The following is a 13,465-nucleotide window of genomic DNA, read 5'->3' as shown; positions in this document are numbered from 1 at the left end:
CCTTGACCGCCATGCCGGCGTCGGCTTCACGCAGGAAACCGATGATCTGTTCTTCGGAAAAGCGTTTCTTCACGTCCAATCTCCTGGTCAGGTGGGATTGGACTCCAATTCGCCGTGCTACTCAAAACCGGGGGGACGTCGCTATTGGGAGATCCCGATGTTGCCGGCAGGTTCTTCCGCCTGCGTCTAGGACATGAGATCCGCGAACACTTCGAGGTAGCGTTTCTTGATACCCGAAACCGCTTGATCGCCGTGGAACGGCAGTTCTCAGGCTCCGTAGATGGTGCTGAGATCCATCCGCGGATTGTCGTCCAACGTGCCTTGGCCTTGAACGCGGCAGCGGTCCTGCTGGCTCACAACCATCCTAGCGGGCATTGCGAGCCGTCAGAAGCGGATCGAGCCATCACCAAAAGGTTGAAAGAAGTGCTGGCGATGGTGGATGTGAGGGTCGTTGATCACCTTGTGGTGTCGGCGAGCCAAGGCACCTCGATGGCTCAGCTGGGGCAGATCTAAGGCCCGGATACTTAGGAGAACAGCATGAAGGAAAGGGAGACGTCCTGGTCATCGACCAGGGCGGCAATAGCTCGTGCCAAAGCGGCTGACCTGGATCGGCGGGCTCGGGAGATGGAACGTGCTGCTGATGGAAATTGGCGGCAGAGGGCGAGGATTAGGGAGGCTGCTAGCAGGCTTCGCATGAGAGCAGGGGTTTGCTTAGTCGAGGCGCTAAAGATTGAGGAGGCGGCCGACCTCTAGGGGGGCGTTCCGCCACCTTCAGATACCTATGCTCACTCGAGGAGAGATCCTGGAGGGACATCAAGAGCTATTGCGATCCGCTCGATGTTGTAAATCGTCACGTTCTTTTCGCCGCGTTCGATCATGCCCACGTATGTTCGATGGACGCCGGCCGCCTCGGCCAACTCTTCTTGAGAGAGTCCACGTTCTTTCCTCAATCGTCGGACATTTCCGGCGAAAACGGCGACCAATCGAGTTTCGTGGGATGCACGAGCCATCGACAGATGGTCTCGATTTGAATACTACTATTCGACATACTACGATTAGCATTGTGGGTATCTAGGTAGGGCAAAGGTCGAGCGCGGAGCTAGGTCCCTAGGGGCAGCGGAACTCACCCGCGAGCCATCGGGTTCTGGCAAAAACCGCTCGGCTACCGCTACTGCAGGGAAAAGGGATGTTCGAAGAAGACCACTACGAAGTCCTCGGGGTACGCCCCGAGGCGCCGCTCTGGGAAATTGAGCTCGCCTACAAGGGTCGGCGAAGCCAGTACCACCCTGATCGCTACGCCGCGGGAGACGCGTCGTCCGTGGCGTGGGCGACGGCCAAGATGCAGGCCATCAACAAGGCCTATGCCGTCCTCAAAGACCCGGCCCAACGGGAGCGATTTGACAGCTCCCGAGCCACAGCCGGACCCGGCTCCGAGCCAGAGGCTCCACAAACCAAGGCTACAGAGCCTCCCCCTCTCCGCTCGCTTCGGCAGGCCCTGGAGGGACTCGAGTTCAGCAATGAGCCCTTCGAGCGGGTGTTCGTGGCTCCGAACATCCCAAGGAAGAAGCTCCAGGGCGCTCTGGACAGCTACGGGGAGAGGCTGCGGGCCCAGGACGTTGTCGTGCTCATCGACGACACCGTGTTCGGCGGTGCCAGGGAGGGCGTTCTCATCACCGAAACCCAGATTCGGTGCAAGGCCAAGTTCGAGCAGGCTGAGATCCGGTTACTGGGTTGTCTGACTGAGATCACCGCCCACGGTGCGCACATCCGGATCCATGGCGAGCCCTTCATCACGTTGAGTGTTCCTAACCCGGATGACCTGCGACGGCTGTTCAGAGCCGTCAGCCACTACTTGCAAGAAATCAACTGATCTCAACCAACAGGGGAATGACATGAAGTACCTGATCGGCCTGTACGGCGTGACCGTACTGATCGCGGCCATATGTTTCGATATCTGGGGGCGCTACGCGTACAAGGGCTTCTTCTACAACTTGGGGCAGGGCCTGATCTGGCCCGCAGTGGTCTTCCCCTCGGTGGGAAAGATGATCGGCGGCGTGGTCTGGATCGTGGTGATCTTTGCCCTGCTCGTCCTGGTGAAGAGGCGATAAACATGGGATCAATAATCCGAAAGATGCTCGCCGTTGCTCTCATTCCGCTGGCTCTGTGCGCTTGTACCAGCGAGCTGGACAAGGTCCGGGGCCAGTTCATAGACAACTGCATGAGCAGCGGCGCGCCGAAGTCCAACTGCAAATGCGCCATCGACAAGTTGCAGGACCACTACGGCGAGCAGGGTCTGGTGGCTATCAACAGACAGGGCTACCCACCGTCCGACTTCGCCGAGCAGCTGTTCGTGGCAGCGGGCCAGTGTCGGAACCCCTGATAGCGCCTGACGTCCTGCCCACGAAGTAGGCCGCCGACAGTATCGCTCGTTGCCTCTGACGACCGAATGCCGGCCGCCCAAACATACAGACAAGGAATTCCATGAAAAGTATCAACTACGTTGCAGCCATGCTGGCTGCCCTTCTTCTTGGTGGATGCAACAAACCAGTCCTGGACTGGCGCAACGCAGAACTGAGTAACGGCAAGATCTACGAATCTGGGTCCAATGAGCCATTCGACGGGCAGGTCACCGGTGTACCGCACAAGCAGCTCGAACCGCTCCTGGGCTCTCTGAGGACCATCCTTCAGAACCTGAACACCAATCAGACCACCAGCATGACGGCGCTGCTGGGCAACTTGGACTATGTCTGCGATGTGGAGGTGGATGAAGGGTTGGTAGGTGGCCAGTACACCTGCCGCTATCCGCAGTCACAGGTCGTAGCCTACGAAGGCAAGCGGACCGACGGTGGTCTGGATGGGGAGACAGTGTTCCACACGAAGACGGGCAGTCCTGGCGTCATCCTGACGATGCAGAGCGGCCGCGTGGAAGGGCCGATCAAGATCTACTTCGCCGAAAAGCCCGGACAGCTCTCCTACCAGGCGATGGCTGTGAACAATGGTCTGGAAGGAGAGGCGGTCAGCTACTACCTCAACGGCCAGGTCAAGGTAAAGGCCAACTTCAAAGGCAGCGTGCCTGTAGGGCTGTGGGAAGCCTACTGGGAAGAGAACGGAGCAGTCTCGGAGCGGGGCCTATACGAGGGTGGAAAGCTGGTCTCACAGACCCATTATCTGCAAGACGGCACGGAATACCTGACGGAGCCGGAAATGTGGGCGCTCCATCGCTCGATCTCGGAGAGTGATGATTTCACTCTGACACCCAAACAGGATGTTCTGCTTACAGAGGCAGAGAAGCGATACAACGCAGTGCGCCTGCTGACGCCGGCCCAGCGCGAGGCGAGGTATCAGGCGGAGCAGGAGAGCATTCGGGCTGACAAGATCGCTCGCGGTCTGGATCCGGACTGTTGGGTCTGTGACGGATCAGACAAGAGGAACTGATGCGGTAGTGAAGGAAGATAGCGGGCGTGCTTGTGCACGCCCGCTCCATGCGTGTGGTTAGTTTTTTCCAAAACGACTCCAGGAGAGGGTATGAAGAAGGTAGGTATGTTGGTGGGAGCCATGTTGGCTGTACTGGCGCTTGTAGGTTGCAAGAAGGAAGCGGCTCTCACCCAGGCCGGTGACATCAACCTAGCCGGATGCGAAGTGCCGGCGGGTTTGACAGCTGCACAGGCGGAGGCGGTCAGCTGCGGACCTGCGCTGGCAGAGCCTCAGATCGCAGCAGAGACCTCAGTAGCTGCGTCGGATGAGAGCATCATCAATGAAGCACTGGCTCGGCAGGCTTTCATCTTCGATCAGGCTGATGAGAACGTAGAAGCGAGGAAGTTCGTTGAAGGTGACCTCAATGGCGACGGTGTCAGCGATAGGGCCGTGTTGTTTGTACTGGAGGCGACCAATGGCGGTAATGCTTATGCCACGCATCTGGCTGTCTTTGTAAGAGAGGCTGGCGCATTGGCATATGCCGACTCATTGCCGGTGTCTGGGTACGGTGAGGGCGTTCAGGGTTTCACGATCCAAGAAGGAACGGTTGCGATCAAGACCCTGGTACAGGGACCTGACGATGCCACCTGCTGTCCATCGGTGGAGAAGAATGTCAGCTACGTTCTTCATAACGGGAAGTTGACTGAGGCTAAGCCTGCCAGTGCAGCCTACTGATTCAACTGATGCTCGGAGCGTGATGAGTAGTTTCTTACTCCTATGTGCATAAGGTATGAGAGAAGCCGGCTACTAGTGCCTACATGACTACCCCCACTGACGTGCATAACATGAAATAGAAGGGAGGGGGGGAATGCAGAGCGCGCACTTACCGTTTCTCCAAACTCATCAGGCTAAGTAGCTTTCAAGCCACCCCATAGAGGCCAGTGACCAACGTCACTGGCCTTTTTCCCTTCCGACATTGAGGTTAACCATGAAGATCTTTCATTTGCAGCTAAAGACTGGCGCCAAGGGAAAAGCCGTAGGGCATAGTGATTACATACGTCGCGAAGGACGGTATCGGTCACGGGAGGACTTGGTCGACGTAGGGTGCGGGAACCTCCCTTGTTGGGCAGAGGGGAGTGCTCGAGCGTTCTGGGCCGCAGCGGATGCACATGAGCGCATGAATGGTGCCGCGTACAGGGAGTTCATCGTTGCGCTCCCAAACGAGCTTGTCGGCAGTAGGTCGAGAGAGTTGGTGCAGGCTCTCATTCACTTCCTGGCAGGTGTGAAGCCCTACGAGTACGCGGTGCATTCACCCGAGGCGTCCCTCGAAGGAGGAATGAATATGCACCTGCATCTGATGGTGTCAGATCGCATGCCGGATGGGATCCAACGATCCGCCCCGCAGATGTTCCGGAGGTACAACTCCTATAGGCCTGAAACAGGCGGATGCAGGAAGGATGCGTGCGGCAGAACGAGCGTGCAGGTAAGTGAAAGCTTGATTGAAACTCGCCAAATGGTTGCGAGCATCATTAACGAACACTTGCAGCGCAATGGCATCACGGAGCGTGTTGATCACCGGACATTGAAGGAACAGGGTGTCGGACGCAGTGCGGAGCGTCATCTGGGGGCTTTCCGTATCCGAGGCATGTCGGAGAACGAGCGGTCGGCCTACGTGGATGCCCGGCAAGCCATGCGGGGGCAAAGGGTGCTTTGACCTAGGCCGGACCATGAACCTGAAAACCGAGCGATTTCGCCCCAACTGGGGCATTGTCGCATCGTGTGCATGTGCTTCCCGTCTGAAAAGGCCGGGGCCGCTCCCTTCTGGTAGTCGCCAGAACAGAGAAAGGCCGCTCCTCTCGGAGCGGCCCTTCTTGTGGGAACGGTTGGGGTCAGAGCGCGTTAGGGCGATCAAAGACGGCCGGGTTGAGTTCAATCACGAGCTTCCCAGTGCGGCCGTAACGACCTTCACGTACCACGCGAATAGCGTTGTCCTCCATCAGCAGGTCCAGAGCGGCTGCGAAGCGCCCCTGATGGCGAACAGGCCCGCTTTTACGAACGTCATTGCGGTATGCCCAGTCGCGGCAACGAATCCAGTACTTCGTGCGCATGTACTCCATCAAGGACCGGGCGTCCTTCTCGTCCTCCGGCAGATCATTGTGGTCGCCGAACTTCTCAATGAACTCCTCCTGGTAGAAGAGCGCGACGTTGATCGCACGCTGCAGCGTCGCGCGCTCGATCACGTCACCTTCGATCCCCTCAAAGTGATGGAAGATCCCAGCGATACGGCTGGCGATCTCCATGGTCTTCGAGGCAGCGTCACGGATGCTGTGGTAAGCGCCGCCTTTGGCGAGCTCCGGTTCGATGATGTCGTAGGTGTCCTTCCACAGTGCCTTGGCATCGGTGGAGAAACGCAGCACCTTCTTGCTGTAGTTGCCATCGGCATGGCGGTGGTCGCGAGCTTCCAAGAGCGCGGTCATACGCTTGTGGAAAGCCAGCACGTTAGCGCCGTGCACCGGCTCCTTGTCGGTCAGCTCCTTGGCAGCACGGTAACCCTGGGTTGACTCGGGATGGCAGAACACGAAGCGAGCAAGAAACCCGGATGCCCGTGCCGTACTGTTCTTCATCTTCAAAAAATCCTGGAACAGTTCCTCCTGGATCATGAAACTGAGCGTCAGGCGCGGGTCGGTGACTTGGACTACCTCATCAGCGCGGTCAAGCATAACCAGCGAAGGGGCATCCCACAGCTTGTTCAGGGTCGCCGAATTACGGAATGCACCGCTCTTCAGGAGCGTTGCTCCCTCATCGCTGAGCATGGCGATGGACTTGCTATCACCCTGCACCGCATTGATCAGGCCGCGCTCGGTGGCGTCCTGCACGATGATGCGATTGCATGCCGGCTTCACAGGTTCGGCTGCCTTGTGCACAGCAAAGCGCTGACGCAACTCGGTGGTGTCACCATCCTTTGCGATGGTGCTCGTAATCAAGCGATTGATCGCCTTGCTCTCGATCTCCCAGAAGCCGTGATCGACTTCGTACTGCTCCATCGCGGCCTTGTACATATTGGCGTAAGACAATTCATAGTCGTAGATCGGCTTCATAACCAGCTTGTCCGTAGCCGTCTTGCGCTCGCCGGATTCCGCGACAGTCGCCAGATACAGCGCACAGGGCGTTGTTGCCCCATAAGGCAGCACGACATCGACGTCGGACTGGCATGCGATCGACATGCCGGTCAGGAACGATGTGGCAACCAGGGAATCCGGGGCCTGGATTGTCTCCATGGTTTCCTCAATGGCCAGTGCAACCGACTTGTAAAACTCGTTCACCGGGAACGCGAAGGTGGGGATGCGCTTGTTCATTAGAGTGCCTTGTCGGTGCTGGAGCTGGAGGTGGAGGTGGTGGCGGCCTGCGCTGCCATGAGTTCCTTGAAACGGGCGGGGTGCAGCTTCAGGCCCATTTCGCCGAGCTTTTCCAAGATCGACTTCTGGGTCACGTTATGCTGCAGGAGATCGGAGATCACCGGATACAGGAGCGAGAACAGCTGGCTCTTACGATGCTGTTCGTTCGGCTTGAGGCTACGCAGGGCCTCGGCAATGCTGTCGGCGTGCGCTTGCACGTCGTCGTTGACGTCATTACTCATAAGTTGGGTCTTCAATAGGGGGTGTGAGCTGCCACAGCCGTGGTCAGCTGGAGCAGGCGGGCGTCACGTGCCGGCTTGGAGCAGTGCTAGCAAGTAGCGGGACTAATGCTCGGCTACACCTCCTCGGGCCTGCATCAGGCCACGGATGTAGTCATCGATCTCATGCTCGACGAAGCCGACACTGGAGCCCAAGCGGACGGGCTTGGGCAGATCGGGCTTGAAATAGGGCGACTTCTCGTCGATCCAGGTGTAGAGGGTGCTGCGGCCCTTGTTGAGTCGGGCCGCAGCGACGCGTACGGGGATGATCCGTAGCGGAAGTTGTGTGTTGCAGTTCATTACGCGCCTTCAGGTTGCTTGCCTGATGGCGACGTTACTCATTCTTTATAAATCATGTGCTTAGATAGCTATGCAAAAAAAAATATTGCAGCTATCTACTAAATTTGGCGGAGAAAAGATGATCGTTCACGACGCCGAATGGTGCTTTTTCTACTTGGTGGGCAGGCGGAATGCGCACCGCCTGCCATTTGAATGCCTGCGTACGGTTATCGATTTCTCTTTGCGGTCAACAGGGACTGAACGTCGTCACGTTTGCAGATATCCCTGAATTTCTTCTCAGAATTTTTGAAGTCTTTCAGCTCGGCAGTGATCTCGTTGTACTTCCTTTTCAATGAAGCCTTGTCCCAGCCTTCTCGGGGTGGATGTGCATCGAGGATTTTCTTAACGATGTCCTCTATCACCTTCCTTCCATTGACGCCCTTCGCCGTGCCACCAGCGCTTCCATTCTTACGTGCTGCGGTGTGCAGATCTTCTTCGTCATCACGAGCATACGTGGCGTGCTGAGATGCGATGAGGAAGCCAATTGAACGGGCCGCTTCTGTTAGAAAATACCAGGCGGTCTCGCTGTTGGGTTCGGCGCTTTTTGACTCTGCGAGCATATCCTCTGCATGGTCGATCCTAATTTTTCGAACAAAGATGGCCGAACTATCGGAGGTTCCATGTGGAGCATAGTCTGCAAGTGCTTCCACTAGCTCCTGATGCGCTTCAGAGAAATTTTTTGGTTCGCAGATGATCTCTGCCTCAAGGTTATGCATAGATGTCCTTTTCATTGTTGTTTGAAAGAATGCACGTGAGCACAACTTGTAAGGGGGCGATAGCCGCATGCCAGAAGTTGGAGGGTTCCTTGCATGAGAATTTGGAGGCACGATGATGCACGTCAATGACTATGGCGCCATGGAATTCTCTGGTCTAGGACAACTTCGGTGGGTGCGGCGTCCGCGACCCTTACCAGGCTATGGTGAGGTGCTGCTGCAGGTTGAGGCTTGTGGCATGTGCGGCGCGGATGTGTCCGATATTGCCCGTCCTGATGCTCAGGATCAGCATGGGCTGCCGGGACATGAGGTGGTCGGCCGGATCCTCGAAGTTGGCGAGGGCGTTCCGGACCGCTGGTACATCGGCCATCGAGTGGGCGTAGGTCGTCTGGGTGGTCCCTGCAACGCCTGTAGCTATTGTCGGCAGGGACGATTTGCACTCTGCACCGAGCAGGATGTGCTCGGTGTTACCCGTGATGGTGGGTACGCCGAGCTTATGTTGATGGGGCGGGGGCATGGATGAGGTGTCGAAAGTGGGCGTTGAGCGAGTACCAAATCAGTGATGCGCGGCAGCAGTCGCAGAATCGGCCTGGGCCGGGCCACAACACCGTGCTTTGCGACGGCGGCAAGGACCACCAAGTGTCCCATGCATCATACTATCCCAAGGATGATGGCCGGCCCCAGTTGCAATTGCTGCCGCTGACGTATGATCACGAAGCTTGGCCGCAGGCTTCGGTGATGGGCTAAAACCCCTCACCCGGCAGCATTGCGACGACGTCCTGCAGAACAGAGCGGCGCCATGCGCTAGGGCAGATTCATAACAGTTGCGGCCAGTTCATCGTAGTCCTCAAATCTGATGGAGCCCGTCTGCTTGCAGCGAGCTGATATGGCGTTTAGCGGTTGCACTCCCAGAGCAATATCCTTTGATAGGCCATCCACAAAACTGCTGATGACCTTGATTTGGTTTTCATATACCACATCAATGTCATCTTTCGGTGGCTGCTTTTTGGGGTCCTTTGAGAAGGCTTCTAGAACAGCAATTCCGTCAGTTTTCTTCCCCTGCAAGAGCAGGAGCATTCCCTTTAGATATCTGGCGCTTGAAGAATGGGTGGTCGCAAGATCATCGAGCATATTCTCAAGTAGACTTATGTCCTTAGCCTTTGGCATGTTGAGCAGGACGTCAAAGTCAAAGATGCTCATAAAAGCAATATCGCATCCGCCGTCGGCGGATACGACTAGGCACCGCAACGATTCAATATGGTTGCCCATGGATGCAAGGTGTGCTGCCATTTCGTAGCATGCCCCGACATGCCCTTGGTTGTGAGCCTTCGAGAGCCAAAGCAGGCAATTGTCATCCTTGATGTCTCGGAGTCCAGTGCCGATCCAGTACATGGCGCCAACGTGTCCGTTGCTCGCGGCCAGCAGTATTGCACGCTGCTCTGCCAATGAAAGCTTGCGCCGCGCAATCAGAAGAGGGATGCACGTTTCATTGATGACTTGTTTGAGCTTGTTGATGAGCTTGTCCCACTCAAGTCCAAAATCTCGCTTCGAGCAGCTATCCAGATGCTTCTTGGCTGAGGTGTGTTGCTTGTCGGGCTGAGTGGAGTATTCAGTCCTTTTCTCGGTCTTGTATGTGCCCGCTGTCTGCCTATTCGGCAGATAAAGTTCTTCAGTTGCGATCTCGGAGAGTGCTTCTGAGAGGTCGCTATGAAGATGCTTAAGCCAGCCCCCTAAGCGGAGATCATAAGTAACGCCGTTGTGTGAAACGGAAGTCGTTTGATGAGTCTTCATGGTCGCCCTCGCTTAGCTATGTGCTCGATCGCAATAAGCTTGCGCCGCGAAAACAGCCTGGTCGAACGACATGCCAGGATGGCGTTCCATGTAATCAATTGCAATGTTGAGCACGAGTCGCTCGAGACCAAGCGGGCCGGAGGCAAGCATCTTCTGCTCGCTATCAATACGCGCAAGCGTACGCCCTTTATGCTTGCGACGTTCAGGGGTGGCGAGGACGGACGGGGTGAGATCTGTCATTGTTCAGCTTCCTAGGTGAGATGCAGGAGGCTGGATAGCACTGGCGCGCGGATCCACCTCCCACTGTTTCAAACAAGTGAGAAAAGAGAATCCGTAATTTGCGCGTGCGCTGACCACGAATGAAGTCGTGATGATAGGTTAACGAGGCTTCGGCGGAAGATCAACTACGGCGCATCTCCTTGTTTGCTAGGAAGAAAAGGAAGGTCTGCGTCGCCCTTAATGGCCAGGGCTCGTAGAAGCATGAACTCGGCAGTCGCAAATCCGCAGGATGTCAGCTATTGGCCGAAAGCGGACACCAGCGAGGCAGGGGATTAGGAAGATTTATCGGGGGTAGGGCGGCTGCCCCCGGGCTATGCAGGCAGAAGGGCCGTGAAGACATGAAAAAGGTCCAAGCCGGGAGGGGGGCGTCGCAGTACTGTCTCAAAGGGATGGCGAAAGGGTAAGCTTAGAGCGTGCTTCTACGGGGGAAATGGAATGCCTAAGCTCAAAACCGTCACCATTCGTCGTTTCAAGCGTCTCGAACATCTAGAGTTGGAGCTGGGCGATGTGACCTTGCTGATTGGCGCAAACAACGCAGGGAAAAGCAGCATTCTCCAAGCCATACATTTCGCAGTTTCAATTGCCCAGAGCGCCCGATTAATCGGTGAGGGACTGGCATGGCGCCAAGATGCATTTGAGCTTTCGATCAACCCGGCACAGCTTCTCTATTCGCCTGTCTCGGATGTATTGTCTCTGGCGACGGGAGGCGAGCTTCTGGAGCCGCGACCTAGTCAGATCGAGATTGAGTTTGAAGATGATACGGGTGCTCGGTGCACTGTGGGTCTTCGCAGAGGTCGGAACCGTAACATCGCCGTCTCAATCGTCGGTCGTGCTATCGGCGAGAAGCTCATGAGTCTCGCGGAACCTTTCACTGTTTATGCCCCCGGACTCGCCGGCATCCCTAAAGATGAACGGCTTCTTTCTCCCGGACTTGTTCGTCGGATCGTCGCGCGAGGCGATGCCAACTTGACCCTCCGCAACGTTATTCGGTTGCTGCATCGAGATGCGAACGCATGGGTTGCTTTCATTGCAGATATGCGCTCCATCTTCGCCGACATCAACATTGAGATTGATTTTGACGAAGAAACTGATGAATCTATTGAAGTCTATATCCAATTCCCCGGGGGCCCTCGCTTACCGATTGATGCGGCCGGCACTTCCGTCTTACAAGCGTCCCAAATACTGGCATACATCTCGCTTTTTAAGCCGCAGATTCTTATCCTCGACGAGCCAGACTCGCATCTGCATCCCGACAATCAGCGCGCACTATGTGACTTGGTTTTCAAGATGGCGACCGATCGGGGATTTCAGGTGTTGCTCAGCACTCACTCTCGCCATGTGCTTGACTCATTTCAAAGCCGAGGCAAGGTGACCTGGGTCAGCAATGGGCAAAAAGTGGACAGCCAGGATCTCAACACTACGGCTGTGCTTTTGGATCTAGGCGCATTGGATTCAGTAGATTATTTTGCCGATGGGCATACCAAGTGCGTGGTCGCTACCGAAGATAGTGACCAAGATGCTCTGCGTGCGATTTTGTGGAGTAACGGTTTTGTCGAAGATGATACCGAGGTTGCCTCATACACGGGCTGCTCGAAGGCCGATGCCGCACTTGTTCTCGGGAGCTTTTTGAGAGATAAGGCGCCGCATGTATCGCTAGCCGTACATCGTGATCGTGATTACATGTCGCAAGAGGCTTCCGAAAAATTTGAGCGACGACTTCGGGAGGCGCACATCCAGCCTTTGCTCACGGACGCGAGCGATGTAGAGGGATACTTCTTAAACGCCGAACATCTGCACGCGCTAAATCCAGGAATTCCGGCAGAGCGAATCGTTGAATTGATTGCTCAGGCAACAACCGAAACGCGCGACAAGTCAGTTGAATCGATCATCAATCAGCGAACGCAAGAGGCCTTCAGGGCGCGCCAAGAAGGTGGTGGCGGCCCGAATCACGGAGCAATTGGCGTTCGCGCAGTCGCAGACTATGACGCCGACCCGGCCGTATATCGACGAGGAAAGCTCGTCCTTGGTCGATTGCATGCACTCCTGCAGACGGAGCTGGGCGCAAACCCGAGGGTATACCTTCCCAGCGATCGGCTACGAGTCGCCTCGATAGCGGAAATCGCGAGACGCATTTGGCTTCCTGCAGAGCCAGTAGATCAAGCAATCGTGGCTGCACCTTTCTTCGACCACCAAATAGCAGCACAGGTGCCAGCCCCCGCAGCAGATCTCGTGAACGGACCAGATCCGATCATTGAGGAGTAAAGCCCACGGAGCAAGTAACGACGGCAAGTGACGACCCCCGTGAGTTGCCGCTGACGTTGCTACAAGACGTCGAAGGTGTCGACCGCGACTACCCCGGTCGCACACTTACATCCGGACGCGTCCGAATCGCCCATCTATCCGCGTACGCCATTGGTGCATGACTACTTCAGCAGGTGAAGGACAGCACTCTCCACGCGGAACGTCGCGCCGGATGACCATTGCAAGTTCCTGCGCCTGGAAATCGGCCGCGGCCTGCGCAATGGGACATGTGTAGAGTTCCAGTAGGCTGGCCGCATGGGCCGCACATCGCTAAAAGGAGCCAATGCTTGCAACCCGCGACTTCAACTGCGCGCGAGATCCGGCCAATGCGCCCTGAATAAACTGAATCATGGTCCATGGGCCGCAGCCCTGCAATGCTGTAGGGCGCCAGAATGCCACCCAATGAGCGCACCACACCACCGTTCCCACTAGTGCGGCACCTTGTTGGTCTTCACCCTCCACCCAATACCATCCGAAAGGCATAAGCCCGCTCGCCCCGCCCATCGTATCGATCAAAAGCTCAGCCGGAACGACGAACAACTGGACGTCATCGTAACTATCATCGTGGTCTATTTGACCATTCCAAATTAGCTTTACGTCCGCATCGATCTTCTGACCTGGCAAGCTGCTGAGGAAAGCGAGTACCGGTGAGTGTCTGTCCTGCGCCATCGCGTGCATTGCGCGCCAGCAACACAGTCTTGCACAAAGCGCAGCCCCCTTCGGCAGCTCTTCGTATTCACGATAGAAGTAACGCGGCCCCCCCGGGACCGTCGACTCTTCGAACGGTGAATCTACCGTTCCACATTGGGGCGCGTTCCGATCAAGACCGTAAATGCGGGCGGGGTGTTCGGCCAGGCCCAACTGAGAGATTAGCTTGGCAACTGGATCTTCAATTGTGGATCCAAGCCCTCTATCACAGCTCTCGCACATCAGCGGCTGGGCCGGAAGCGATTGC

At 56.4% G+C, this 13,465-nt stretch carries 16 protein-coding genes and 1 pseudogene; 9 read left to right on the top strand and 8 right to left on the bottom strand.

Features of this window, described 5'->3' with window-relative positions:
- Nucleotides 1-73, bottom strand: a pseudogene (locus tag AC5P7F_RS20675) (transposase); the annotation flags it as partial.
- A gap of 41 nt (nucleotides 74-114) precedes the next feature.
- On the opposite strand from AC5P7F_RS20675, the gene AC5P7F_RS20670 reads away from it, so the two are divergent.
- A complete protein-coding gene (locus AC5P7F_RS20670; RefSeq protein WP_495205423.1) occupies nucleotides 115-513 on the top strand; it encodes a JAB domain-containing protein in 399 nt (132 codons plus the stop codon).
- Between the two features lie 272 nt (nucleotides 514-785).
- On the opposite strand, the gene AC5P7F_RS20665 is transcribed toward AC5P7F_RS20670, so the two are convergent.
- Nucleotides 786-1,010: a helix-turn-helix domain-containing protein gene (locus tag AC5P7F_RS20665; protein ID WP_329770423.1), complete on the bottom strand. Its 225-nt coding sequence runs from the start codon at nucleotides 1,008-1,010 to the stop codon at nucleotides 786-788.
- 176 nt (nucleotides 1,011-1,186) lie between these two features.
- Here AC5P7F_RS20665 and AC5P7F_RS20660 point away from each other — a divergent pair, with 176 nt between their 5' ends.
- From AC5P7F_RS20660 to AC5P7F_RS20635, 6 genes are all read left to right on the top strand, one after another.
- Nucleotides 1,187-1,870 carry a J domain-containing protein gene (locus tag AC5P7F_RS20660; protein ID WP_099497915.1) on the top strand — a complete coding sequence of 228 codons (684 nt, stop codon included), beginning with the start codon at nucleotides 1,187-1,189 and terminating at the stop codon, nucleotides 1,868-1,870.
- A 22-nt stretch (nucleotides 1,871-1,892) separates the two neighbouring features.
- Nucleotides 1,893-2,108, top strand: a complete 216-nt coding sequence (locus AC5P7F_RS20655; RefSeq protein WP_099497916.1) for a hypothetical protein — start codon at nucleotides 1,893-1,895, stop codon at nucleotides 2,106-2,108.
- Between the two features lie 23 nt (nucleotides 2,109-2,131).
- Nucleotides 2,132-2,380: a hypothetical protein gene (locus AC5P7F_RS20650; RefSeq protein ID WP_241899287.1), complete on the top strand. Its 249-nt coding sequence runs from the start codon at nucleotides 2,132-2,134 to the stop codon at nucleotides 2,378-2,380.
- A 101-nt stretch (nucleotides 2,381-2,481) separates the two neighbouring features.
- The gene (locus AC5P7F_RS20645; RefSeq protein ID WP_099497918.1) at nucleotides 2,482-3,435 is read left to right on the top strand and encodes a toxin-antitoxin system YwqK family antitoxin; all 954 of its coding nucleotides are present in this window, start codon (nucleotides 2,482-2,484) and stop codon (nucleotides 3,433-3,435) included.
- 90 nt (nucleotides 3,436-3,525) lie between these two features.
- Entirely contained in the window at nucleotides 3,526-4,149 is a 624-nt protein-coding gene (locus tag AC5P7F_RS20640; protein WP_495204202.1) for a hypothetical protein, read from the top strand.
- A 253-nt stretch (nucleotides 4,150-4,402) separates the two neighbouring features.
- The gene (locus AC5P7F_RS20635; RefSeq protein WP_495204201.1) at nucleotides 4,403-5,128 is read left to right on the top strand and encodes a MobA/MobL family protein; all 726 of its coding nucleotides are present in this window, start codon (nucleotides 4,403-4,405) and stop codon (nucleotides 5,126-5,128) included.
- A 175-nt stretch (nucleotides 5,129-5,303) separates the two neighbouring features.
- Here the strand turns inward: AC5P7F_RS20635 and AC5P7F_RS20630 are convergent, their stop codons facing one another.
- The 4 genes from AC5P7F_RS20630 to AC5P7F_RS20615 all read right to left on the bottom strand — a co-directional run bounded on the left by AC5P7F_RS20630 (nucleotide 5,304) and on the right by AC5P7F_RS20615 (nucleotide 8,142).
- The gene (locus tag AC5P7F_RS20630) at nucleotides 5,304-6,770 is read right to left on the bottom strand and encodes a YfjI family protein (protein ID WP_099497921.1); all 1,467 of its coding nucleotides are present in this window, start codon (nucleotides 6,768-6,770) and stop codon (nucleotides 5,304-5,306) included.
- Entirely contained in the window at nucleotides 6,770-7,051 is a 282-nt protein-coding gene (locus AC5P7F_RS20625) for a hypothetical protein (RefSeq protein WP_099497922.1), read from the bottom strand. The genes AC5P7F_RS20630 and AC5P7F_RS20625 overlap by 1 nt, the downstream gene beginning before the upstream one ends.
- Before the next feature lie 102 nt (nucleotides 7,052-7,153).
- Nucleotides 7,154-7,387, bottom strand: coding sequence for a helix-turn-helix transcriptional regulator (locus tag AC5P7F_RS20620; RefSeq protein WP_099497923.1), 234 nt, complete (start codon nucleotides 7,385-7,387; stop codon nucleotides 7,154-7,156).
- 206 nt (nucleotides 7,388-7,593) lie between these two features.
- Nucleotides 7,594-8,142 (bottom strand): hypothetical protein, encoded by a 549-nt coding sequence (locus AC5P7F_RS20615; RefSeq protein WP_099497924.1) that lies wholly within the window; start codon nucleotides 8,140-8,142, stop codon nucleotides 7,594-7,596.
- A gap of 112 nt (nucleotides 8,143-8,254) precedes the next feature.
- Between AC5P7F_RS20615 and AC5P7F_RS20610 the strand changes: the two genes are divergently transcribed.
- Nucleotides 8,255-8,662: an alcohol dehydrogenase catalytic domain-containing protein gene (locus AC5P7F_RS20610; RefSeq protein ID WP_241899286.1), complete on the top strand. Its 408-nt coding sequence runs from the start codon at nucleotides 8,255-8,257 to the stop codon at nucleotides 8,660-8,662.
- Nucleotides 8,663-8,943: 281 nt separating this feature from the next.
- Here AC5P7F_RS20610 and AC5P7F_RS20605 read toward each other — a convergent pair whose 3' ends face one another.
- Nucleotides 8,944-9,930, bottom strand: coding sequence for a hypothetical protein (locus AC5P7F_RS20605; RefSeq protein WP_099497926.1), 987 nt, complete (start codon nucleotides 9,928-9,930; stop codon nucleotides 8,944-8,946).
- A gap of 12 nt (nucleotides 9,931-9,942) precedes the next feature.
- Complete coding sequence (locus tag AC5P7F_RS20600) at nucleotides 9,943-10,170, bottom strand: hypothetical protein (protein WP_099497927.1); 228 nt, start codon at nucleotides 10,168-10,170, stop codon at nucleotides 9,943-9,945.
- A 474-nt stretch (nucleotides 10,171-10,644) separates the two neighbouring features.
- On the opposite strand from AC5P7F_RS20600, the gene AC5P7F_RS20595 reads away from it, so the two are divergent.
- On the top strand, nucleotides 10,645-12,471 hold the full coding sequence (locus AC5P7F_RS20595; protein WP_099497928.1) for an AAA family ATPase: 1,827 nt from the start codon (nucleotides 10,645-10,647) through the stop codon (nucleotides 12,469-12,471).
- The last annotated feature ends 994 nt before the right edge of the window (nucleotides 12,472-13,465 follow it).

The organism is Stenotrophomonas sp. YJH_SMC_105-26 (assembly GCF_059368915.1).
Note: the sequence above shows the minus strand (reverse complement) of the source record. Positions and strands in the feature narration are given on the sequence as shown.